Source organism: Halorubrum trueperi, from assembly GCF_042662525.1.
In the GTDB taxonomy this organism is placed as follows: Archaea; Halobacteriota; Halobacteria; order Halobacteriales; family Haloferacaceae; genus Halorubrum; species Halorubrum trueperi.
Genome location: NZ_JBHSXI010000012.1, coordinates 208,109 through 228,629, shown reverse-complemented (window position 1 = coordinate 228,629; position 20,521 = coordinate 208,109). Strand labels below are relative to the sequence as shown.

At 65.9% G+C, this 20,521-nt stretch carries 20 protein-coding genes and 1 tRNA gene; 11 read left to right on the top strand and 10 right to left on the bottom strand.

The features are described from left to right. Nucleotides 1-123: 123 nt before the first annotated feature. Complete coding sequence (locus ACFQEY_RS11615) at nt 124-888, top strand: ribonuclease H-like domain-containing protein (protein ID WP_379768673.1); 765 nt, start codon at nt 124-126, stop codon at nt 886-888. 21 nt (nt 889-909) lie between these two features. Here ACFQEY_RS11615 and ACFQEY_RS11610 read toward each other — a convergent pair whose 3' ends face one another. After that, nucleotides 910-1,971 carry a polymer-forming cytoskeletal protein gene (locus ACFQEY_RS11610; RefSeq protein ID WP_379768672.1) on the bottom strand — a complete coding sequence of 354 codons (1,062 nt, stop codon included), beginning with the start codon at nt 1,969-1,971 and terminating at the stop codon, nt 910-912. A gap of 144 nt (nt 1,972-2,115) precedes the next feature. On the opposite strand from ACFQEY_RS11610, the gene ACFQEY_RS11605 reads away from it, so the two are divergent. From ACFQEY_RS11605 to ACFQEY_RS11590, 4 genes are all read left to right on the top strand, one after another. Next, a complete protein-coding gene (locus ACFQEY_RS11605; RefSeq protein WP_379768670.1) occupies nt 2,116-2,298 on the top strand; it encodes a DUF5786 family protein in 183 nt (60 codons plus the stop codon). A 180-nt stretch (nt 2,299-2,478) separates the two neighbouring features. Next, nucleotides 2,479-2,676, top strand: coding sequence for a DUF5800 family protein (locus ACFQEY_RS11600; protein ID WP_379768668.1), 198 nt, complete (start codon nt 2,479-2,481; stop codon nt 2,674-2,676). A 51-nt stretch (nt 2,677-2,727) separates the two neighbouring features. After that, nucleotides 2,728-3,939, top strand: a complete 1,212-nt coding sequence (locus ACFQEY_RS11595) for an LEA/WHy family protein (protein WP_379768666.1) — start codon at nt 2,728-2,730, stop codon at nt 3,937-3,939. A gap of 38 nt (nt 3,940-3,977) precedes the next feature. Further along, on the top strand, nt 3,978-4,163 hold the full coding sequence (locus tag ACFQEY_RS11590; protein ID WP_379768664.1) for a hypothetical protein: 186 nt from the start codon (nt 3,978-3,980) through the stop codon (nt 4,161-4,163). An 86-nt stretch (nt 4,164-4,249) separates the two neighbouring features. Here ACFQEY_RS11590 and ACFQEY_RS11585 read toward each other — a convergent pair. The 4 genes from ACFQEY_RS11585 to ACFQEY_RS18790 form a co-directional block, all read right to left on the bottom strand. Then, nucleotides 4,250-4,424: transfer RNA gene (locus ACFQEY_RS11585), tRNA-Trp, on the bottom strand. Between the two features lie 110 nt (nt 4,425-4,534). Continuing rightward, entirely contained in the window at nt 4,535-4,759 is a 225-nt protein-coding gene (locus ACFQEY_RS11580) for a DUF5795 family protein (protein WP_379768663.1), read from the bottom strand. 77 nt (nt 4,760-4,836) lie between these two features. Next, on the bottom strand, nt 4,837-5,880 hold the full coding sequence (locus ACFQEY_RS11575) for a DUF5794 domain-containing protein (RefSeq protein WP_379768661.1): 1,044 nt from the start codon (nt 5,878-5,880) through the stop codon (nt 4,837-4,839). Beyond that, nucleotides 5,881-6,087, bottom strand: a complete 207-nt coding sequence (locus ACFQEY_RS18790; protein ID WP_465261635.1) for a DUF8099 family protein — start codon at nt 6,085-6,087, stop codon at nt 5,881-5,883. A gap of 371 nt (nt 6,088-6,458) precedes the next feature. On the opposite strand from ACFQEY_RS18790, the gene guaB reads away from it, so the two are divergent. The 3 genes from guaB to ACFQEY_RS11560 all read left to right on the top strand — a co-directional run bounded on the left by guaB (nt 6,459) and on the right by ACFQEY_RS11560 (nt 10,822). Beyond that, nucleotides 6,459-7,946, top strand: coding sequence for an IMP dehydrogenase (guaB, locus tag ACFQEY_RS11570; RefSeq protein ID WP_379768659.1), 1,488 nt, complete (start codon nt 6,459-6,461; stop codon nt 7,944-7,946). Nucleotides 7,947-8,065: 119 nt separating this feature from the next. Next, nucleotides 8,066-8,650, top strand: a complete 585-nt coding sequence (locus ACFQEY_RS11565) for a HalX domain-containing protein (RefSeq protein WP_379768657.1) — start codon at nt 8,066-8,068, stop codon at nt 8,648-8,650. Between the two features lie 66 nt (nt 8,651-8,716). Next, nucleotides 8,717-10,822 (top strand): DEAD/DEAH box helicase, encoded by a 2,106-nt coding sequence (locus tag ACFQEY_RS11560; protein ID WP_379768655.1) that lies wholly within the window; start codon nt 8,717-8,719, stop codon nt 10,820-10,822. A gap of 30 nt (nt 10,823-10,852) precedes the next feature. Here ACFQEY_RS11560 and ACFQEY_RS11555 read toward each other — a convergent pair whose 3' ends face one another. Further along, nucleotides 10,853-11,920, bottom strand: a complete 1,068-nt coding sequence (locus tag ACFQEY_RS11555; protein WP_379768653.1) for a phytoene/squalene synthase family protein — start codon at nt 11,918-11,920, stop codon at nt 10,853-10,855. A gap of 146 nt (nt 11,921-12,066) precedes the next feature. Between ACFQEY_RS11555 and ACFQEY_RS11550 the strand changes: the two genes are divergently transcribed. Further along, nucleotides 12,067-13,212 (top strand): acyl-CoA dehydrogenase, encoded by a 1,146-nt coding sequence (locus ACFQEY_RS11550; protein ID WP_379768651.1) that lies wholly within the window; start codon nt 12,067-12,069, stop codon nt 13,210-13,212. A gap of 31 nt (nt 13,213-13,243) precedes the next feature. Here the strand turns inward: ACFQEY_RS11550 and ACFQEY_RS11545 are convergent, their stop codons facing one another. The 3 genes from ACFQEY_RS11545 to ACFQEY_RS11535 form a co-directional block, all read right to left on the bottom strand. Continuing rightward, complete coding sequence (locus tag ACFQEY_RS11545) at nt 13,244-15,130, bottom strand: PH domain-containing protein (RefSeq protein WP_379768649.1); 1,887 nt, start codon at nt 15,128-15,130, stop codon at nt 13,244-13,246. Continuing rightward, nucleotides 15,127-15,591: a PH domain-containing protein gene (locus ACFQEY_RS11540; protein WP_379768647.1), complete on the bottom strand. Its 465-nt coding sequence runs from the start codon at nt 15,589-15,591 to the stop codon at nt 15,127-15,129. Before ACFQEY_RS11540 ends, ACFQEY_RS11545 begins: the two co-directional genes overlap by 4 nt. A gap of 151 nt (nt 15,592-15,742) precedes the next feature. Beyond that, nucleotides 15,743-16,660, bottom strand: a complete 918-nt coding sequence (locus ACFQEY_RS11535; protein ID WP_379768645.1) for a cation diffusion facilitator family transporter — start codon at nt 16,658-16,660, stop codon at nt 15,743-15,745. 660 nt (nt 16,661-17,320) lie between these two features. Here ACFQEY_RS11535 and ACFQEY_RS11530 point away from each other — a divergent pair. Both ACFQEY_RS11530 and ACFQEY_RS11525 read left to right on the top strand, forming a co-directional pair. After that, a complete protein-coding gene (locus ACFQEY_RS11530; RefSeq protein WP_379768643.1) occupies nt 17,321-18,736 on the top strand; it encodes a DUF7289 family protein in 1,416 nt (471 codons plus the stop codon). Between the two features lie 142 nt (nt 18,737-18,878). Then, nucleotides 18,879-19,580 (top strand): HD domain-containing protein, encoded by a 702-nt coding sequence (locus ACFQEY_RS11525; protein WP_379768641.1) that lies wholly within the window; start codon nt 18,879-18,881, stop codon nt 19,578-19,580. A gap of 57 nt (nt 19,581-19,637) precedes the next feature. Here the strand turns inward: ACFQEY_RS11525 and ACFQEY_RS11520 are convergent, their stop codons facing one another. After that, nucleotides 19,638-20,291 carry a TetR/AcrR family transcriptional regulator gene (locus ACFQEY_RS11520; RefSeq protein ID WP_379768639.1) on the bottom strand — a complete coding sequence of 218 codons (654 nt, stop codon included), beginning with the start codon at nt 20,289-20,291 and terminating at the stop codon, nt 19,638-19,640. Between the last annotated feature and the right edge of the window lie 230 nt (nt 20,292-20,521).

Here is a 20,521-nt window from a genome sequence, read left to right as displayed (position 1 = left end):
TGGTACGGTGTCGGGGTTTGTCGACGTGGTTCGGTGTCGGAGGTCCTCAGTGGCCGGGAGGAAAGGAAGCTCTAACCGGGCCGTTCCCGTCGGGTTTTTGTTCGCGCGTCGCCGCGGTCGAGTATGCGCATCGAGAACAGTTTCATCCCGGTTGAGGGGGTCGGCGAAGCGACGGAGCGCCGGCTTTGGCTCGAGGGGATCACGACGTGGGAGTCCTTCGACCCGCGGGTCGACGTCGACGGCGTCGGGCCGACGACCGCCGGCCGGATCGAGTCGTTTATCTCCGAGGCCCTGGCGCGGCTCGACGACGGCGACTCCGCTTACTTCGACCGCGCGTTCCCGAGTGGAGAACGCTGGCGGCTCTACGAGAACTTCCGCGAGGAGACCTGCTTTTTCGACATCGAGACGACCGGACTGGACGAGCGCCGGGACCGCGTGACGACGGTGAGCTTCCACAGTGACGGGGAGACGACGACGCTCGTCGCCGGCGAGGATCTCACGGCCGAGCGGCTCCGCGAGCAGTTCGCGGACGCCAGTCTGCTGGCGACGTTCAACGGCGCGCGGTTCGACGTGCCGTTCCTAGAGACGTCCTTCGGGATCGACGTCGACACGCCCCACCTCGATCTCATGTACCCCTGCAAGCGGATCGGGCTCTCGGGCGGGTTGAAACCGATCGAAGCCCAGATCGGGATCGAGCGCGACCGCCCGGACATATCGGGTCGCGACGCCGTCCGATTGTGGCGGGAGTACGAGCGCGGCGACGACGACGCCCTCGACACCCTCGTCTCGTACAACCGCGAGGACGCGGTGAACCTCCGGTCGCTCGCCGACGTCGTCTGCGAGTCGCTCCACGAGAACGTGTTCGTCGGCGAAGTCTCAGGGAAGTAACGACCGCCGATATCCGGCGAGTTACGTCGCTTCCGCGTCGGCCCGCATCTCGTCCGCCTCCGATTTTTCATCGGCCGCTGCCGCGTCGTCGTCCGATTCCGTCATCGCACCGTCGCTCTCGGCGTCTTCGTCATCGTCGCTCTCGGCGTTGGAATCGGCATCGTCCGTCGTCTCTTCGTCCTCATCGCGCTCGCTATCGTTCTTCCGATCACCTTCGTCCGATCCCTCGGTAGCCTGCTCTTCGGCGGTTTCCTGAACCAGTCGCATTTCGCCGCGAGCGCGGAGCGTGCCGTCGATCTCGGCACCGTCGTGGACGACGAGATCGCCGGCGGAGACGTCTCCGAGCACGCGCGCGTCGGCCTCGACGGTGACCGTTCCGCCGCGGGTGGTCACGTCGCCGTGGATGATCGTCTCCGCGCCGACCGTGATTCCCTCGCGGGCGCGCAGGGAGCCGAACACCTCGTTGCGCTCGCCGACACGGATCGACTCCGCGCGGAGGTTGCCGTGGAGCCGGCAGTCGTCGCCGACGGCCGCGGGCGTAGAGACGCGCCACGCATCGTCGGATATCTCGGCGCTGCGCGGGATCAACAGCGGGTCACGTACGTCGTCGCCGTCGGCGAGCGCGGCGGCCAATTCGTCGGCCGCGTCGGTCTCGCCGACCCGCAGAAGCTGGGAGAGGACGATGAAGTAGAAGACGAGGGTTGGAACGGGGTTTCGGATGACGATCCAGCCGTTCGCCTCGAACCCCTCCTCGATCGACACGTCGTCACCGATATCGAGGTCGCCGGACACCATCAGCCGACCGGTGACGGTCACCCGCTCGCCCAGATAGGCGTCCTCGCCGACGAGGACGTTGCCGTCAACCGAACACCAGGTGTCAAGTCGACAGTCGCCCTCGGCCTCGATGTCGTTCTCGACGCTCACTCGCTCTCCGATTGCGACGTTGCGTCCGCGGAGCCCGAACTCCACCGTCGACTGGCCACCGACGAGCACGTCGCCGTCCGTGACGAGATCGTGCTCTTCAACGGTCGTTCCGGACGGGACCGCGAGCTCCTCTATCGGACCGTCTCCTCGCAGCGACACACCGGGAGAACTCCCTCCGCGCGTATAAACCGTACGGGGTCGTCGGACGCGCGTCGGACGCGAGCGGTGGCAGAGTGCGTGTGGATCCCTGTCGGAGTGCGACGGGGTCACTACCCTTTTAAGTCCGGCGCGGAAGAAGTCGGTATGGGCTTCGGATCGTACGACGAGAGCGAGCAGCAGGATCAGGACGTGGACACCGACGACGAAGACGCCGTGAACGTTCACGAGAACGACCACGACGGCGAGGTCTCCATCGAGGGCGGCGCGTCCACCGACGACCTCGTCGGACGCCTCGCGGAGATGAAAGACGATCCCGACGACGAGTAACAGTCGATCCCGACGACGAGTAACGGTCGATCCCGACGACGTGTAACGGTCGATCCCGACGACGTGTAACGGTCGATCCCGACGACGTGTAACGGTCGATCCAGGAACGAACGAATCGGACGCAAAGCGGGTGCGGTTCGTGTCACGTTCCTTTTATCCGGCCGACGACTACGACATCCCATGAGCACGGATCTGACGTTCGGCAAGGACGGCGTCGACGTCGTCTACGAGGGTACCGAGTTCGAATTGGAGAAGGACCTGATCGAAGAGGCCACCGGGAAGGGATACCGAGACGTAACGGATCACGAGGTGCTGCAGATCGTCGCCGAGGAGCCCGAAATCGACGGCGAACCCGTTCGGATCGGCGACGTCTTATAAACGGGGCCCGCGAAGCGGTACGATTTTACGGTCCGGTCGGCTTGAGCGCGTATGAAACTCGGGACCGTCCTCTCGACGCTCACGAGTTCGAAACTCAGGATCGTTCTCGTCGGCCTGCTGCTCGTCGGCGGCGCTGTCGGCGGCGCGTTCGCCCTCGGGATACTCGGGATCCCGAGCGTCGCGGCCGTCGACAACACGTTCGGCGACGTCACGAACGAGACGACGGTGGTCGAAACCGACCTCGTCGTCTCGAACCCGAACCCGGTCGGGATCGGACTCGACGGCGTCTCCGTGAACTACACCGTGTCGATGAACGCTGTCGAGATGGCCCAAGGCGGGCGTGAGGGCGTCCGAGTCGGAACCGGAAATTCCACGATAGACCTCGAAACGGATCTCCAAAACGATGCGATCCCGGCGTGGTGGGTCAGCCACGTCAGAAACGACGAGCGGACGACGGTGAGTATCGACGCGACCGTGACCTCAGACCGGATCGGCCGGAGCGTGGACTTCACACGGGAGCGCGAGATCGAAACCGACCTCCTCAGCGCCTTCAACTCCGACGAGACGCGCCCGGTGAACGCGGACAGCGCGCTGACAGACGATCCGATCCTCTACGTCAACGAGACTCGGGGTCAGTGGGGGTCGGTGAGCGAGTCGGAGACGCCGATCGACATGGAGTTCACGGTGTATAACCCGAACATCGAACCCTACGCTATCACCGAGATCGGCTACGACGTCACGATGAACGACGTGGAGATGGGCGGCGGCGCGACGGACGAGGAGTACGTCATCCAGTCGCGCAGTTTGGAGACGATCGGTCTCACCGCCGCGCTCGAAAACGAACGGCTCGACGAGTGGTGGGTGACTCACCTCGACGAAGAGGTGAACGGTCACCAGGTGAGCGACCTTCGGATCGAGTTCTACGCGGTGATCGAGTTGCCGTCCGGAACCGAGGTCACCGTCCCGCTGGACGAATTGACCTACGAGGAGACGATCGAGACCGACATCTTTGGTGAGGGCGACGACGTGCGCGACGGCGGAAGCGGTAGCGACGGGGACAGTGACGGTTCGGATAGTGAGACCGACAGCGGGAACACGAGCGACGACGAAAACACAACCGACGACGGAAGTACTGACGGCGAGACGGACGACGGGTCAGACGGCAGCACCGACGGCTCGACGAACGAAACGGACGACGACGAAAACACGACGGACGGCGAAAATGAGTCTGACGACGATGACGACGGCGTGTTACCGGTTTGAGCGGAAATAATATATTCCCTACATTTGTACGTCGACGTATGAATTCCCGAAGGCGACTCTACGTGGCCGGGTTCGTCGGCGCGTCTATCTCGTACATCTTCAACGTCCTAGCCTTCACCGGACAGTTCGACGTGTTCCGGTGGACCGTCTTCGCGGTCATCTTTCTGGCCGTGTTTTTCGGCTTCGAGAAGTTCATCGAGTGGTCGGAACGGTTCGACGATTGATCGATCCGGACGGCAGATTCGCGCTGGGGTTGCCAACCAGCCGAGAAGAGTACTGCCGCTTACGATCTAGTTCGCAGCTGAGATAGTGGGGCCGGAGGGATTTGAACCCCCGATCGACTGATATCTCCGGTGCGCCTCGGAACTCCAGAGGGTCGTCATCGCGAACGATGATCAGTCGCCCGCTCGGTATATCAGTCTGGAGTGTCGTCCCGGGCGCGAGCCTCTGGAGTCAGTCGCCATGCCTGGCTTGGCCACAGCCCCGCGCGTGATCTCGCATCAGTTGGTTGCCGAAACGCGGATAAAGGGGTTTCGATCGCGGGCGATCGGGGGACGCGAACGCGACGTGCTCTCGTCTGTGGACTCGATGATCGTCACTCCCTGTCGTCGGCGCTCCAGTCGCAATCCTGGCACTTGTAGCCGGTGACGAATTCGGTCACGCTCGGCATGTAGCCGACCGAGATGACGTCGCCGCCGCACTCTGGACATTCGCGGTCGGCGTCCTCGATCGATTCGGCCTCGAGTATCGACTCGCCTTCGACCAGCTCGGCGAGCGTTTCGGGCGTCACCATCCGCCCCTGCACGACGCGATTGGACATACCCAATGGATCCCGCGGAGCACCTAAACCCCGGCGACACGCGATGGAACGCAGAGCGTCCGTCCGCGTCCCAATTGCTACAACCAGGGAGCCCGAGAATCGTCGTCCGCGAACGGATCGGTTCCCTCGTCGTCGCCCGCCGTCGAAGGCTCGCCGCCGTTGGCGAGCACGGCCACGTCGTCGTCGACGATCCGGCCGGGAGCGGTCGGTGGAGCGTCGAGCGGCGGGTCGGTCGGATCCAGTTCCCCGTCCGCGCTGCCGTCACCTCCAGCCGGTGATCCGTCTTCGTCGGCCGACGCGCCATCGACGCGATCGGCGTCACCGCCGGAGTCCGGCGGCCCGGAGTCCGACGAATCAGAGTCTGACCCGGAACCCACCGCCGGACCGGCGTTCGGATCGTACGCGAACAGGGTCGTCACCGCGAGCACCGCCAGCGCGATCGGGGCGTCGGTCTGCATGACGTCGAACGGGCCGAGGAGGATCGGCAGTGCGAGCACACCGAGGGCGACCGCGGAGCCGAATCGAAATCGGTCGATGTCGACGCGGCCGCGGAGGTGCGGCGACAGCATCGCGATCGCCAGCGCGAACGCGACCCCGACTCCGGCGGCGGCAGCGCCGTTGACGACGTACTCCGGTGAAGTCTCGATCGCGAAGCCAGCGGGCTCGAAGCTCGCGACGAGCCCGAGCGCGATGATGACGCCGGGACTCGGGAGGTACTCGCCGATCTCCGAGCTGGCCGTCTTGGCGGCGATCGTGAGTATCACGAGGCCGGCGAAGCGCTCGAAGACGGGGAGGTTCAGGAATCCCCTGAAGGTGGGTGCGAACGCCGCCTCCAGCGCCGCGAGCGGGATGATGACCGCGCCGATCACGAGCACGGACGTGACCATCTGCTTCCGGTCGCCGTCCATCTCGGCGAGGATCACGGCAGCGGTCGCTGACCCGCCGAAGATCAGGATTCCGGTCTCGACGATACCGGTTGCCGTTCCCAAGACGCCGGCGACGACTAAGGCGGGGAAGATCCCGTCGACGAGCGGCAGGACCATCACGGTCGCGAGCAGCTTAGTCGCACTACCGACTCGCCGCTCCAAGCGGAGGGCTACCGGGTGACGTGAAACGCTCATTCAGGGACGATAGCCCTGACCGAGGGGGACACGGTGGGAAGCGGATGACCCGCGATAGCCGAGGGCACGGCGTGCGGAATCGAAGCCGCGAGCGGCCCGACGAGCCCATGTAAAGCGTTTGCGCGTAGCGCCGGCTGTAAAGCGGGTGCCGAGATCAGAGATCGGCTGGCCGGTGATGCGCGCATTCACGGGACTGTCGGAGTCCATACATACCATACGTGTTTCGGTTGCGTTAAAGGTTGTGTGAGACCGGTCCGCACGAACCGGAAGATATCAAGTACAGATTTATATGCTTCGTATCGATACGACGATCAACAACCGACACCGGTGACGATCTCTCGGCATTCGGTCGATCAGCGTGTCGATGCGTGATCGGAGCGGGCAGGCGGACGAGATCTGAGCGGGCAGCCGAACGTGATCGGAGCAGTCTAGCATATCACGTTCACGCGCGAATCGCGATTCACCGATTCGACGGAAACCGATCCACAATAGTGGATACTGAGCGGATTCGGATGACAATGACGTGCACGTCCGTGCTGACTCGCAACGCTTTTTATCGACGACCCATGACGGTTTATATGGCGACAGATTCTGGCCGTTTCTCCGCGAAGCTCGACGTCCCGGAAGCGCTGACGTTCGACGACGTGCTCCTTCGACCCAAGGAGAGTCGCGTCGAACCCGACGACGCCGATCTCTCCGCACGCGTCTCGAAGAACGTCGAACTGACCGTTCCGATCCTCTCGGCTGCGATGGATACCGTCACAGAGAGCGATCTCGCGATTGCGATGGCCCGCGAGGGCGGACTCGGCGTGCTCCACCGCAACATGACCGTCGCGGAAACCGCCGCGGAGGTCGAACGGATCAAGCGCGCCCACGAGCTCGTTATCCGCCGCGAGAACGTCGTGACGGTCTCTCCGGACGACACCGTTCGGGAGGCGGACACCCTGATGGAGCGCGAGGGCGTCTCGGGCGCGCCGGTCGTCGACGAGGACGACGTCGTCCTCGGGATCATCTCGGGGACCGACATCCGACCGTACCTGGAAGTGGGCGAGGACGACGCCGTTCGCGAGGCCATGACGGACGAGGTCATCACGGCCCCCGAGGACGTGGACGCCCGCGAGGCGCTCGAACTGATGTACGATCACAAAATCGAGCGCGTACCGATCGTCGACGACGGCGACGGACTCGTCGGCCTCGTCACGATGCAGGGTATCCTCCAGCGACGCGAGCACGAGGAGGCGGCTCGCGACGGGGACGGACGACTGATCGCTGGGGTCGCCGTCGGACCGTTCGAGGAGGAGCGGGCGGTCGCGGCCGACGAGGCGGACGTCGACGTCATCTTCATCGACTGCGCGCATGCGCATAACCTGAACGTGCTCGATTCCGCGCGCGCTATCAAGGAGACGGTCGACGCCGACGTCGTCGTCGGTAACGTCGGGACGCGGGAGGCCGCCGAGGCAGCCGTCGACTTCGCCGACGGATTGAAAGTCGGCATCGGACCGGGGTCGATCTGCACCACGCGCGTCGTGAGCGGCGCGGGAATGCCACAGATGACCGCCGTCTCGGAGGTCGCAGACGTCGCCGTCGAACACGACGTTCCCGTTATCGCCGACGGCGGGATCCGCTACTCCGGCGACGCGATCAAGGCGCTCGCGGCAGGTGCGAACGCGGTCATGCTCGGCTCGTACTTCGCCGGCACCGACGAGGCTCCCGGCCGCGTCATCACGATGCAGGGGAAAAAGTACAAGCAGTACCGCGGGATGGGTTCGGTCGGTGCGATGAAGTCCGGCGGCGGCGACCGCTACCTCAAAGAGGAAGACGAAGACGAGGAGTTCGTCCCCGAGGGGGTCGAGGCCGCGACCCCTTATAAAGGGAGTCTCGCCTCCGAGCTCCATCAGCTCACGGGCGGCATGTGCTCCGGGATGGGATACGTCGGGGCCGAAACCGTTCCAGAGCTCCACGAACGAGCGGAGTTCGTCCGCGTCTCCAGTGCCGGGCAGACGGAGGGACACCCGCACGACGTGATGATCACGGACGAGGCCCCCAACTACAGCCCGAACGAGTGACCGCGGTCGGTGGCAAACGGACCGCACCGAAGGCGGAAACCTGAACCCGAAGAGGTATTTTAATATAGTCCGTGCAGAGACGAAACGTGTGAGCGAACACGTCGTCGCTCCGAGAATCCATGAGTGAGCACTCGCCGCTGGTCCTCGTGGTCGAGGACGAACCCGATTTGGCCGACCTGTACGCCGCGTGGCTCGGCGACGAGTATCGCGTCCGGACCGCGTACGGCGGTCAGGAGGCGCTCGACCGGCTCGACGAGGCGGACGACGAGGTCGACGCGATCCTCCTCGACAGACGGATGCCCGGGCTCTCCGGCGATGAGGTGCTCGCGGCGGTTCGCGAGCGCGGAATCGACTGTCGGGTCGCGATGGTAACCGCCGTCGAGCCAGACTTCGACATCCTGAAGATGGGATTCGATGACTACCTCGTGAAGCCGGTCACCAGCGACACCCTCCGTGAAACCGTCGAGGGGCTGTTACGTCGCGGCGAGTACGACACGGACGTACAGGAGCTGTTCTCGCTGACCTCAAAGAAGGCAATGCTGGAGACCGAAAAGAGCGCGGGCGAACTCGCCGACAACGACGAGTACCGACGACTCACCGATCGGATCGACGAACTCCGATCGAAGGCCGACGAGTCACTGGAAGCGGTGACCGAGGGCGACGACTTCGATGCGCTGTTCCAGGAGTTCGACGCGGGGGAGTGAACGGTCGGTCCTGCCGTCGATTCGCCGGCGACTTTTTAAATACACTGCCGCCGAACTGAAGATCACATGCGCGTTCGGGAACTGCCGCTCTCCGCGCCGTACGCCGAGCACTTCCTTGAGCAGGGGATCCGGGAGCTGTATCCGCCGCAGGCGGCCGCCGTCGACGCAGGCGTCTGTGAGGGTGAGAACGTCGTCGCCGCCATCCCGACCGCGTCGGGAAAGACGTTCATCGCCGAGTTGGCGCTGTTGACAGCTAACGGCCCGGGGTTGTACGTCTGTCCGCTCCGGGCGCTCGCCCGCGAGAAGTACGAGACGTTCGCCGCGCTTCCCGGCGTCGACGTCGGTATCTCCACCGGCGATTTCGACGCGACGGGCGAGGCGCTCGCGGGCAACGACGTCGTCGTCGCCACCAGCGAGAAGGTCGACTCCGCGATCCGAAACGGGGCGTCGTGGGTCGACGAACTCGCGTGCGTCGTCGTCGACGAGGTTCACCTCCTCGGCGCTGAGCGCCGCGGTCCGACCCTCGAAGTGACCCTCGCGACGCTTCGACGCCGAAATCCAGCGGTCCAAGTCGTCGCGCTCTCAGCGACCGTCGACAACCCGGAAGCGATCGCTGACTGGCTGGACGCGGCGTTGGTCGAGTCCGACTGGCGTCCGGTCGACCTCCGAACGGGGGTCGCCGTCGGCGGCGAGGTCGAATTCGATGACGGCACGACGGTCGGAATCGGTGATGCTCACGGAAAGGCGACGACCGACGGCGGAGAGGGAGGACCGAACGAGGTAGACGGCGGAGGGGGAGGACCGAACGAGGTAGACGGCGGAGGGGGAGGACCGAACGAGGTAGACGGCGGAGGGGGAGGACCGAACGAGGTAGACGGCGGAGGGGGAGGACCGAACGAGGTCGACGACGAGGATCTCGACGACACGGAGATCGCGGCCGCCCTGGTCGCCGACACCGTCGCCGACGGCGGGCAGTGCCTCGCGTTCGTCCGCTCGCGGACGGAGGCGGTGACGCTGGCACAGCGGCTCGCGGACGACGGGCTCGCCGAGCGGATGGATATCGAGTCGGTCGCGGCTGACGCGGGCGATGAGGCCGCAGACGTCGATGGAACGGTCACCGGCCGACAGCTGGCCGATTGCCTCCGGTCGGGCGTGGCGTTCCACCACGCCGGGCTCCGGTCCGGCCACCGAGCCGTCGTCGAGTCAGCGTTCCGCGATCGCGAGGTCGCCTGCATCTGTGCCACTCCGACGTTGGCCGCCGGGGTCAACGTCCCCGCGCGCCGGGTCGTGGTCCGCGATCAGAAGCGGTACGCCGGTTCGGCCATGGAGTGGCTCCCCACGCTGGAGGTTCACCAGATGTGCGGCCGCGCGGGGCGTCCCGGGCTCGATCCGCACGGCGAGGCCGTACTCGTCGGCGACGACGACACGAGGGAAACGCTCGTCAACCGGTACGTCGGGGGCGAGCCGGAGGCCGTCGAATCGACGCTCGCCGACCCCGCGTCACTCCGGACCCACGTGCTCTCCGCGATCGCGACCGGATTCGCCGAGACCGAAGAGGAGATCCTCGGCGTGTTCGAGGGGACGTTCTACGCCCGGGAGGCGGGCGCGGGCGGACTAGCCGACGCGGTCGCGGTCGCGGTCGACGACCTCGTCGCCGCCGGCATGGTGCGTCGCGAGACCGGCGGCGTCGAGGACTACCGACTGGTCGCCACGCCGGTCGGCGAGACCACCTCGAAGCAGTACGTCAGACCGGAGACCGGCGAGCGGATCGTCTCGGGGCTCCGAACAGCGGCGGGGATGTTGAACACGACGACCCTGACCGTGTTCGAGGTGATCTGCGACACGCCCGACATGCAGGACACGTACCTCGGGAACGAGGAGCGGGCCGAGATCTATCGGTTCGCGCGGTCGAACGCGGAACAGCTGACGACCGCGATGCACGAAACGGACGACTTCGAGGAGTGGCTGGAGTCCGTGAAGACGGCGCGGATCCTCGACGAGTGGATCGGCGGCACCACGGTCGAAGAGCTCGTCGAGGCGTATCGGATCGGTCCCGGAGACCTCGACTCGCGGGTCGAGCGCGCGGAGTGGCTGTTGAGCGCGGCGGAGGCGCTCGCGGAGACCGTCGGCGTCGCCGTACCGGCGATTCCACAGGCGCGTTCCCGACTGTGACCGGCGACCAAAAAGTGCGACCCGTCCCCGTCAGTCGGCGGCCCCGACTGCGCGGTGGAACGGCGTGCGGGCAATCGTCTGTCGGAGCTCCGCGAGTGAATCGCGACCCGCCTCGCCGGCGACGGACATCACCGCAAACACCTCCTGACGGGAGACCTTCACTCCCGTCTCCGTGAGTGCGTCCTCGGGCCGCGAGCGGAGCTCGCGGAGGGTGCCCACGGCCAACAGGTAGGGGACGGTCCACGCCTCCATCGTGTTCCCGTTCGAGAGCGGCATCGTTTCGAGGTACGCCTGCGCGTCGTCGAGGAACGATCGGGCGTACTCGGCGGTCCGTCCGACGACGCGGGCGGACGATTCGCGGTTTTCCGGGTGGACGACTCGTTCCTGGTCGACGCCCTCATCGTCGAGCCACTCGGCGGGGAGGTAGACGTTGTTTTCCTCGGTGTAGTCGTCGTACACGTCCTTCGAGACATTCACGAGCTGGAGGAGAAGTCCGAACTCCTCTGCGGTGTCGCGGAGCCGCTTCGCGCGGTCCTCCGTCACGTCGCCGCGGGTGAGAAGGTTCGTGATGAGGTTCCCGACGGTGCCGGCTGCGTAGTAGCAGTACTGCTCCAACTCGTCCCGGTCGTCGATCCGCAGCCCGCCCTCGGTGGCGTGCCGGTCGACGAACATCGCCATCCCGTCGACCATCTCCAGGACGGGGGGAACGATCGCCTCGCGGGCATCGGGATCTAAGTCCTCGAACGTCGCAACGATCGTCGGTGCCTCGGCGACGACTTCCCAGTCGTCGTCGCGGTCCGTCGGCTCGGGGAGCCACTCGTCGACCGCGTCGCGGAACGCCGCGATATCGACGTCGTCGTCGGGGTCGATCGCTCGCCGGTACGTCCGTAGTACGTCGCTCTGGGCCGCTGGAGGGATGTGCCCGGCGTCCTCGACGGTGTCGGCGACCCGACAGAGGAGGTATCCCACGCAGATCTGCGACGCCATGGGTTCCTCTAACACGTCGACGGTCAACGCGAACGTCCGGGAAACGCCCTGCACCGCCTCGTGACACCACGAGAGGTCGGGTTCGATGGGACCGCGTGCTCGTCCGCTCATTCGGTTATGGACACTTACGGCACAACGCATAAAAAGCCTCGTGGAACGCCGCAACGGTGCCAACCGGGCAACGGCGCACCGGTGAGCCCGGATCCGTGTACAACCGTGTGGAAACGGCTAAGTTCCACTGCGGGAAGCGATCCGACATGGACTTCACGCTCTCGGAGGAGCAGCGTCAGATCCGCGACACGGTCGCCGATTTCGTCGACGAGGAGGTCGTTCCCCGGGCCGCGGAGATCGACGAGACCGACGAGTTTCCGGCCGACTTGGTCGACGAAATGGCTGACCTCGGACTCATGGGGATGCCGTTTCCCGTCGAGTACGGCGGAGCCGATCTCGATTACCACGGCTACGCGATCGGGCTGGCGGAGATCTCGCGCGGATCCGGCGGCCTCGGAACCGTCGTCGCCGCTCACACCTCCCTCGCCGGCAACATGCTGTACGCCTTCGGCGACGAGGACCAGAAGGAGCGGTACCTCACGCCGCTGAACACCGGCGAGGACATCGGGGCGTTTGCACTCTCGGAGGCGCAGGCCGGCTCGGACGTGCCCGCGATGTCGACGACCGCGGAGCGCGACGGCGACGGCTACGTCGTCAACGGCGGGAAGCTGTGGATCTCGAACGGCTCCGTCGCGGACACCGTCACGCTGTTCGCGAAGACCGACCCCGACGCGGGCCGGAATGGGATCTCCGCGTTCGTCGTCCGTCCCGAAGCTGACGACGGGTTCGTCGTGGAGGGGACGGAGGACAAGCTCGGCGACAAGGGATGTCCCACGGCCGAGCTTCGGTTCGACGACATGTGGATCCCCGAGGAACGCCTACTGGGCGAGGAGGGAGATGGGTTCGTGCAGGCGTTAAAGACGCTGAACGGTGGGCGGATCACCATCGCTGCACGGTCGGTCGGAATCGCGCGGGCCGCCCTCGACGAGGCGAAGGCGTACGCACAGGAGCGCGAGCAGTTCGACCGCCCCATCGCCGACTTCCAGGCGATCCAGCACAAGCTCGCGGACATGGACACGAAGGTCCGGGCTGCGGCGCTGCTGATGCACGAGGCGGCCGATCTGAAGATGCGCGATGAGGACTTCATCAAGGAGGCCGCGCAGGCGAAGCTGTACGCCTCCGAGATCTCTCGAGAGGTCGCCAACGAGGGGATCCAGATCCACGGCGGCTACGGCTACACGAAGGATTTCCCAGCGGAGCGGTTCTATCGCGACGCGAAGCTGAACGAGATTTACGAGGGGACGAGTGAGGTGCTTCGAAACACGATCGCCCAGCGGCTGCTTGACGAGTAGGCCACGATCGACCAGTCTGACACCCTGAATGTCAGGCGTCGCTGCCGTCGGCATCCGTTTCGGTACCGGAATCGTCGGTTCCATCACCGTTCTCGGCGGCGGCTTCGGTGTCCGAGTCGTCGCGCTGGCACCGGTTCGCCACGTCGGCGTCGGATGGGTACCTATCGACGGCGTACTCGCCCGTGTCGACGCGCTCGGCCGGTTCGGAGTAGTCGCGCTCGCCGGCCGAGAAGTCGGGCCGGATCACGCCGTCGTCCTGCGCGTCCGGTTCGTCCTGGGCGTCCGGTTCGTCCGGTGTGGTGGTGTCGGTTCCATCGGTCGCGTCGGCTCGGTCGGTCACGTCGGCGTCGAGCGCCGCCGTGTCCCCCTCGAACCACTCGAATGCGCTCCTGCGGCTCCGACGCTCCGTGACGGCGTCGTGGAGCCGCTCTCGGAGCGTCTCACGCAGGTCGATCGCCTCGTCGACCTCAAAGTCGACCGCTGCGGCGGCGCTACTGGTGAGCGAGCCGCTTCCGGCGGTGTCAGCGACGATCGTCGCCACGCCCCAGCGACGCTGGAAAATGGTGCGGCTGTCGATGACGTTCTGGATCCGATAGTACGGGACCACGGTCACCGTGCGACTCCAGAAGCCGTTCCGGGTGAGGAGGTGGTCCTCGCCGACCCAGTACCCGCGGTGTTTCCACTTCAGGTGCGCGGCCGGGGGCACCGCGAGCAGCAGCGCGAGGGGACCGTACCACGGCACGGACGCGAGGTATCGATCGACCGCGAACGCGACGGCGACCAGTAGGCCGACGACGAGCGCGTAGCGGAACAGGTACCGCCACCGGATCCGCTTCGGGGGGCGTTCGAACGTCGGCGTTCCGAACGATTCGACCTCGCGTGCGAGCCGGTAGACGCGATCGGTCGTCGCGATCGGGACGGCCGCTTGGCTCCCCTGATCGCCGCCCTGCCCGGGAGCGTAGCCGGCAGTCTCGATCGAGAGACTCGCATACCCGAGCGCCCGCTTCGCGGGATTATCGGAGATCGTCAGCGTCTGTACCTTCTCGGTGGGAATCGACCCGCTGTACCGGCGGAACAGCCCTCGATCGTAGCGCAGTTCGTCTCCGGCGCGGGAGAGCGTGAATCCGTAGTAGTTCGAGAAGGCAATCCCCGCGCCGACGGCCCACGACACGAGGAACAGGCCCCCGACGGCGACGATAGCCGTCGCAGTGATCGCCGCCGCCGACGCCTCCGGGACGAAACTTGAGAGGACGGGGAACGATCCGGATCCCAAGAAAGCGAGCAGACCGATGAGCCGCCCGTCGAACGACAGCGCGCCGACCAGAGCGAGCTCGCCCGGCGAGATCGCGAACAGCTCCTCTTCCGCCGGACCGGCCGGGTCGGGTCCGGCGTCATCCTCGATCGTTTCCGGTCTCGAACCGGTTCTCGCTCTCGCTCTCGCGTCAGATACGCCGTTCGACGCGCCGTTCGACGCATCGCCGCCAGCACCCGACGCCTTCGACTTTCGTCGCTGAAGTTCGCGCTGGAGCCTCGTCGCCTCGTCGGGCGTGACGAACCGGATCGACCCTTCGGTGCTGGAGCCGCCGGCCGTTTCGAGGTCGACCGCGGCGACGCCGATCGCCCGCTGAATAACGCTCTGGCTCACGTCGACGTTCTGGATCCGGCCGTAGGGAATCTCGCGCTCGCGCCGGGAGATCACGCCGGAGGCGATATCGAGCGTGTCGGCCGTGAGCTGGTAGTCGAACCGGCGGTAGTACGCCGTTTCGTACGCGAGTGCTGCGAGGAGCAGCGCGCCGGAGAGCCCGACGGCCGCGGGCAGCCCCCAGTCGTTGCTGTTGGCGAGGAACAGGAGGATCACCACGAACCCCGACACCTTCTGAAGCGCCCGGTACGGGACCGACTGCGGGGCTAACTTCACACCGCGTCCTCCCCGTCCGCGCGGATAGCGAGCCGTTTCAGCTCCTCGCGTAGGTCGCTCGCACCGTCGGGCGTGAGCCCCGGGATTCGAACGTCGGCCCCGCGGGAGCCGGCGGTGTAGACGACGCAGGACGCGAGGCCGACGGTCCGCTCGACGGGGCCGCGCCGGGAGTCGACGTGCTGGATCCGCACCAGCGGCACCGTCGTCCGAACCTGGGTGATCACGCCCCGGTCGAGGTACAGCGCGTCCTCACGGATCTCGTAGCTCCACCGCCGGTACTTTAAGAGTGCGTGGCCCGCCCCGAGCGCCACGAAGGCGGTGCCGGCCACGATCGGCGTCCACACGGGGAGGTACTCGAAGTAGGCCCCGCCCGCGAACGGAGCCGTCAACAGCGCCGCGGCGAGGACCGAACGGAGGATCCAAACGACCTGAACGCGGGGGTGTAGCGACTGTGCCGTCATCGGTGTTCACCCGTCGCGTGATCGTGGGTCATGACGCCCCGTTGTCGACGCCGACGTATAAGTCCGGCCGAACTGTCGACGCCGACGGATACGTCCGGTCAGAAAGCGAAGTCGCTCCCGCCTGCGTTGAACCCGTTGAGGGGACCGCACATTACCGATCGAACGCCTCCTCGGCCTCCTTCCACTCGCCGACTCCGGACGGGTCGAGGTGGACGTGGACGTCGCCGACGTCATCGAGGCTTCGGAGCCCGGTGACGAGTTCCGTCTCGATGTCGTGGGCGTCTCGGAGCGTCATCCCGCCGTCGACTTCGACGTGAACTTCGACTTCGAGATCCGTCCCGTCGTAGTACACCGTCAGATCGTGAACCCCCTCGACGGCGGGGTGATCGCGGAGCGCCTCGGTGACGCGCTCGCGGTCGCCGGCCGGCGGCGCGGCTCCGACCAGGTACGTGACGTTCTCACGGGCGATCTCGACGCCCTGGTAGACGACGAGGAGGCTCACGAGCGCGCCTGCGACCGGATCGAGGACGGGGAATCCGAGCAGCACGCCGAACACTCCGACCAGCGCCGCGATCGTGGTGTAGATGTCGTTGAGGCAGTCGGCCGCGAGCGCGGTCAGCGCCGTGGACCCGAGGTCCGCGTTCACCAGCTCCGTGTACCAGTAAAGGAGGTACATGTCGGCCACCGCGAACAGCAGCGCGACGACGAGAATCGGGCTCGCGGCGACGTCGTGCGGGCCGATCAGGCCGGCGACTGACTCGCGGAGCAAGAGAAGCCCGAGTAGGACGATCGTGGCCCCGACGAACAGCGCCGTCAGGGGCTCGATTCGCTGGTGACCGTGCGGGTGGGTCTCGTCGGCGTCGTCGTACCGCGAACCGCCCCAGACGAACACCACCGCGCTGGCGACGAGGTCGGCGACGGAGTGTGCGGCGTCAGCGACCAGCGCCACGCTCCCGAACGTGAGCCCGGCAGCGCCCTCGACGAGGATCTTCACGGCGTTGCCGAGGACGTTCATCCCCGCGGCTCGTCGGAATCGCGCCTTATCGCCGTCACCCCACGGGTGCCACATACGTGCGGGTCGTCGACGGCCGCGCTTAAGAACCTCGTGGACGGCAGGCGACGGAGTTGTGTGACCGACCGCAACGGCGACACCGATTATTTATAAATGATTACGGCTGGCGTGCGCCGGTGAGCGGCCCGGAGGGCCGCGAACCGCCCGCACGAGGGACGCGGCGAACGGAGTGAGCCGCAAGGCTGGGGAGGCGTGAGGTGCGGTTGCGGTGCGGTGCGGGGTGGGACTCAAAGAGGCAGTCGTGAGGGCGAAGCTCGACGAAGTAAGCACCGCAGCGAAGGAGCGTCAGCGACTGAGTGAGGAGCGCAGCGAGTCGCGCGAGTCGTCGCGACTGGGGCTTTGGAAATGCTCACCGCGCCAGCAACGATATATAAACGAGCGACTGGGGCTTTGGAGGTGGTCATCACGTCGGAATCGCCAGCCGCAACCACTTATAAGCGAGCGGGTGGGATTTCGCGGCGTTCACCACGCCGTCCACGGCTTTTTGATAACCGACCCCTACGGACACACCAGTTCTCGGGTGCCACGACTGGCGCTCATGAACGACGGGGAGAGATCTCGTCCCCCTGCGTCTCTCCCGTCACGTCGCGGTCTCGGCGTATCAACGCTGATTACTGGCGGTCGTATTTTAAATACGCTGACGGAGTATCCCTCCGCATGAATTCCGGAGAGCGCGGCCAGAGCGAGGTGATCGGGGTCGTGCTCCTCCTGGGAATCACGATCGCGGCCGTGACCGTCACGGTCGCGACGGGGAGCGTGGCGCTCGGTCTGGTTACCGACGAGGCGCAGTCCTCGGGCGTCGAAAACGGGATGTCGCAGCTCAGTTCGCAGGGGAGCCTCGTCGCGCTCGGAGAGGCGGACGCGCGACGGTTCGATCTCGGCTCCGTCGACGGCGGGGAGCTCAGGCTCGACGAGAACGCCGGGCGCGTGGAGGTTCGGATCGAGACGGAAAACGAGACGGACAGCGTCTACAACGGATCGTTCGGCACGCTGGAGTACGTCGGCGAGCATCGCACGGTCGCGCTGCAGGGAGGCGGCGTCTGGGCGAGCGACGGCGGCCACGGGCGGATGATCTCGCCGCCGGAGTACCACTACCGCGGGACAACGCTCACGTTCCCGATCGTACGGCTGACCGGCGAGGAACGGTATCCCCGGAGCGGGAACGGGATTGTCCGTCGGTCCCCCGGCGATCCCGACGCCGTCAACGTGACGGACAACCCGCTGCAGAACGGAACTGTCGTCGTCGAGATCCAGAGCGAGTACTACGAGGGCTGGTACGACTTCTTCAGCCAGCGCGCCGACGGCTCGGTGACCAAAGACGACGCGAATCGGACGACGACCGCCCGGCTCGTGGTGCCGGACGATGTCACGTTCGAGCGGCCGATCTCTCTCGGCTCCGGAGGCTACACGCACGACGGCGGCGGGAGCGGGCTCGACGAGTCGGATTACTCCGAGGGGGAGAGCCATCCCGGCGTCGAGTCGCTTATTGACTCCAACGTGGAGAGCGTCGGCGAGTCGGGCGGCAACCTCAGCGACTGCCTTAACGGGTCGCCGTGCGAGAACGGGACGTACTACGCGCCCGATGACGTCGACCTCGAAGGAGACACCGACTTCGACACGAGCGGCGGGAATGTCACCATCGTCGTCAACGGTGACCTCGACATCGGCAACAGCGATCTGCAGGTGAACGACTCCAGCGAAAATTCTGTGAAATACTACGTCAACGGGTCGGTACTCGCAAACGGGAACGCCGTCGTCGGAACGACAAACGCGGAAACCGAGTCGTACAGAAACCAGTTCTACGTCCGGGACGGATTCCTCGAAGAGACCGACGGCACGATCGAGATTGACGCGGTCGTGTACGCGCCGAACTCGGACACGGAACTCGGTGGAAACGTGGCCCTCAGCGGTGGCTTCGTGTTCAACAGCCTGACCACCCAAAGTAACGCATTCGCCATCGAGCACGACGAGTCGTTGCTGGGTCGAGAGATCACGGTCACCGGCGGTGCCGGACAGAATCCCATCACGTACCTCCACGTGAGCGAGAACGTCGTGGAGCTACAGTTCGATTGACACTCGTGGGGGGTGTCGTTCAATTCACACGCCGTTTTCGGCCCGAGATCCGGCCGACGATCGAGCGTGATCCCCCCGTCGTAACGACTAAGAACGAAACGCTCCTCGGGTAGGATAATGAATTACGAGTTTTTCGTCCGAGGTGGTCCCCGTGGGCGTCGAGATTAAGGAAACGGAGGTGAGCGACGAGGACTTCGCGGAGATGAAAGGGTTTGTGAGAGATTACCTCTCGGCCAGCGTCGAGAGCGAGGACGACGGCGGACGGATGCGGTGGTATCCGTGGCACTCGTCGTCGTACCGGTTCAATCACATCCTCAACGTCGTCGACCTCGCCTCGGAGATTGCCGAAGCAGAGGGCGCAGACGTCGACGTCGTCCGGGTCGCCGCGGTGTTCCACGACGTCGCGAAGCTGGAGGCCGAACAGGACGTCCACGCCGAGGCCGGTGCCCGCGTCGCCCGGGAGTACCTCCAGAGCCGCGGAAACTACCCCGAATCGTTCATCGAGGAGGTGTGCGGCGCGATCGTCGACCACTCGTACACGGGCGATCTCGCGGACGTCCCCCTGGAGAGCCGGTGTCTGATCGAAGCCGACGTGCTCGACAAGGTTGGTGCGAACGGTGCGGTCCTGATGCTGCTCCGGATGGGCTACGAATCCCGGACGCACATGGACGCCGCGAAAATGGTCGACCGGGTGCTCCAGCGGGCGCACGATCACACCGATCGCGTCGTCTCCGACAGCGCCGAGAGCATCGCCCACCAGCGAATAAAGCGCGTGAAGTGGCTGCGGGAGTGGCTCGAAGAGGAGGTCACCCGCATGGACGCGGAGGGCGTCACCGACCGCTGAGGTAGACCCGTAGATCCCGTCGCGAGTCCCGTTTCATCCCCCTTCGCGAGTCCTTTCTCACCCTTCGACGTCGATCCGCGGAAGCACCGTTTCCAGATACCGGTGAACGCCGCTCCGCGTCGCGCCGGTCCAGTCGCGATCGGTCGTCGTCGCCCAGCGCAACATCCCGCCGATCGCCAGCGTCTGAAGCGTCGAAACCACCTCCATCGGAGGTACCGAGTCGCCGCCCTGGACGTCGCGAGCGGTCGCATCGATATCGGCCGCCGCCTCCCGGACCGTTCGCTTCAGGAACGAGCCGAACACGCGATCGCTGCGGTCGAAGTGGTCCCGATAGGCGTCGTCGGTGGCGGCCTGCGCTCTGAGTTCGACGATCGCGATCACGAACTGCGCGTCCGGTGCCCGCTCGGAGGCGTCGACGGCGGTCGGATCGATCGTCGCCGCGACGTAGACGTCGAGCCGCTCTCGCGGGGGGAGATCGAACGCGCCTGTCGAGATCGATTCCTCGAATCCGTCGAGCAGGAACTCAAGGAGGTCTATTAGGAGGTCGTCTTTCCCGTCGTAGTGGTGGTAGACGAGCGAGGGGCTCTTGTCGAACTCCTCGCCGATCCGACTGATCGTGAGATCGGCGTACCCGTGTTCGCAGAGCGCACGAAACGCGGCCCCGAGGATGGCCTGTCGGGTGTCGGTCGGCTCCGCGAACGGGTCGTGCATGGGCGACGTACCGCGCCGAGGGATTTAGCTGTCCTGATTGAACGTTCATTCAACACGCTTATGCCACGAGCGCCCGACGCGACCGTATGACTCGACTCGACGCGGCGGGCGGGCGGGCGGCGGACGGAGACGTCCCCGCGACTGACCGATTCGGTACCGGGGGCACGAGATGAGCTGGAGCGGCTGGTTCCGCACCGTTGTTCTCGTCTGCGCCGCCGCCGTCGCGCTCA

Coding starts and splice junctions, on each gene's coding strand:
- ACFQEY_RS11580 (WP_379768663.1), bottom strand. CDS start 4,759: ATGTCCAATCGCGTCGTGCAGGGGCGGATGGTGACGCCCGAAACGCTC.
- ACFQEY_RS11530 (WP_379768643.1), top strand. CDS start 17,321: ATGAATTCCGGAGAGCGCGGCCAGAGCGAGGTGATCGGGGTCGTGCTC.
- ACFQEY_RS11575 (WP_379768661.1), bottom strand. CDS start 5,880: ATGAGCGTTTCACGTCACCCGGTAGCCCTCCGCTTGGAGCGGCGAGTC.
- ACFQEY_RS11565 (WP_379768657.1), top strand. CDS start 8,066: ATGAGTGAGCACTCGCCGCTGGTCCTCGTGGTCGAGGACGAACCCGAT.
- guaB (WP_379768659.1), top strand. CDS start 6,459: ATGGCGACAGATTCTGGCCGTTTCTCCGCGAAGCTCGACGTCCCGGAA.
- ACFQEY_RS11540 (WP_379768647.1), bottom strand. CDS start 15,591: ATGACGGCACAGTCGCTACACCCCCGCGTTCAGGTCGTTTGGATCCTC.
- ACFQEY_RS11600 (WP_379768668.1), top strand. CDS start 2,479: ATGAGCACGGATCTGACGTTCGGCAAGGACGGCGTCGACGTCGTCTAC.
- ACFQEY_RS11535 (WP_379768645.1), bottom strand. CDS start 16,660: ATGTGGCACCCGTGGGGTGACGGCGATAAGGCGCGATTCCGACGAGCC.
- ACFQEY_RS11520 (WP_379768639.1), bottom strand. CDS start 20,291: ATGCACGACCCGTTCGCGGAGCCGACCGACACCCGACAGGCCATCCTC.
- ACFQEY_RS11615 (WP_379768673.1), top strand. CDS start 124: ATGCGCATCGAGAACAGTTTCATCCCGGTTGAGGGGGTCGGCGAAGCG.
- ACFQEY_RS11605 (WP_379768670.1), top strand. CDS start 2,116: ATGGGCTTCGGATCGTACGACGAGAGCGAGCAGCAGGATCAGGACGTG.
- ACFQEY_RS11555 (WP_379768653.1), bottom strand. CDS start 11,920: ATGAGCGGACGAGCACGCGGTCCCATCGAACCCGACCTCTCGTGGTGT.
- ACFQEY_RS11595 (WP_379768666.1), top strand. CDS start 2,728: ATGAAACTCGGGACCGTCCTCTCGACGCTCACGAGTTCGAAACTCAGG.
- ACFQEY_RS11560 (WP_379768655.1), top strand. CDS start 8,717: ATGCGCGTTCGGGAACTGCCGCTCTCCGCGCCGTACGCCGAGCACTTC.
- ACFQEY_RS18790 (WP_465261635.1), bottom strand. CDS start 6,087: ATGGACTCCGACAGTCCCGTGAATGCGCGCATCACCGGCCAGCCGATC.
- ACFQEY_RS11550 (WP_379768651.1), top strand. CDS start 12,067: ATGGACTTCACGCTCTCGGAGGAGCAGCGTCAGATCCGCGACACGGTC.
- ACFQEY_RS11590 (WP_379768664.1), top strand. CDS start 3,978: ATGAATTCCCGAAGGCGACTCTACGTGGCCGGGTTCGTCGGCGCGTCT.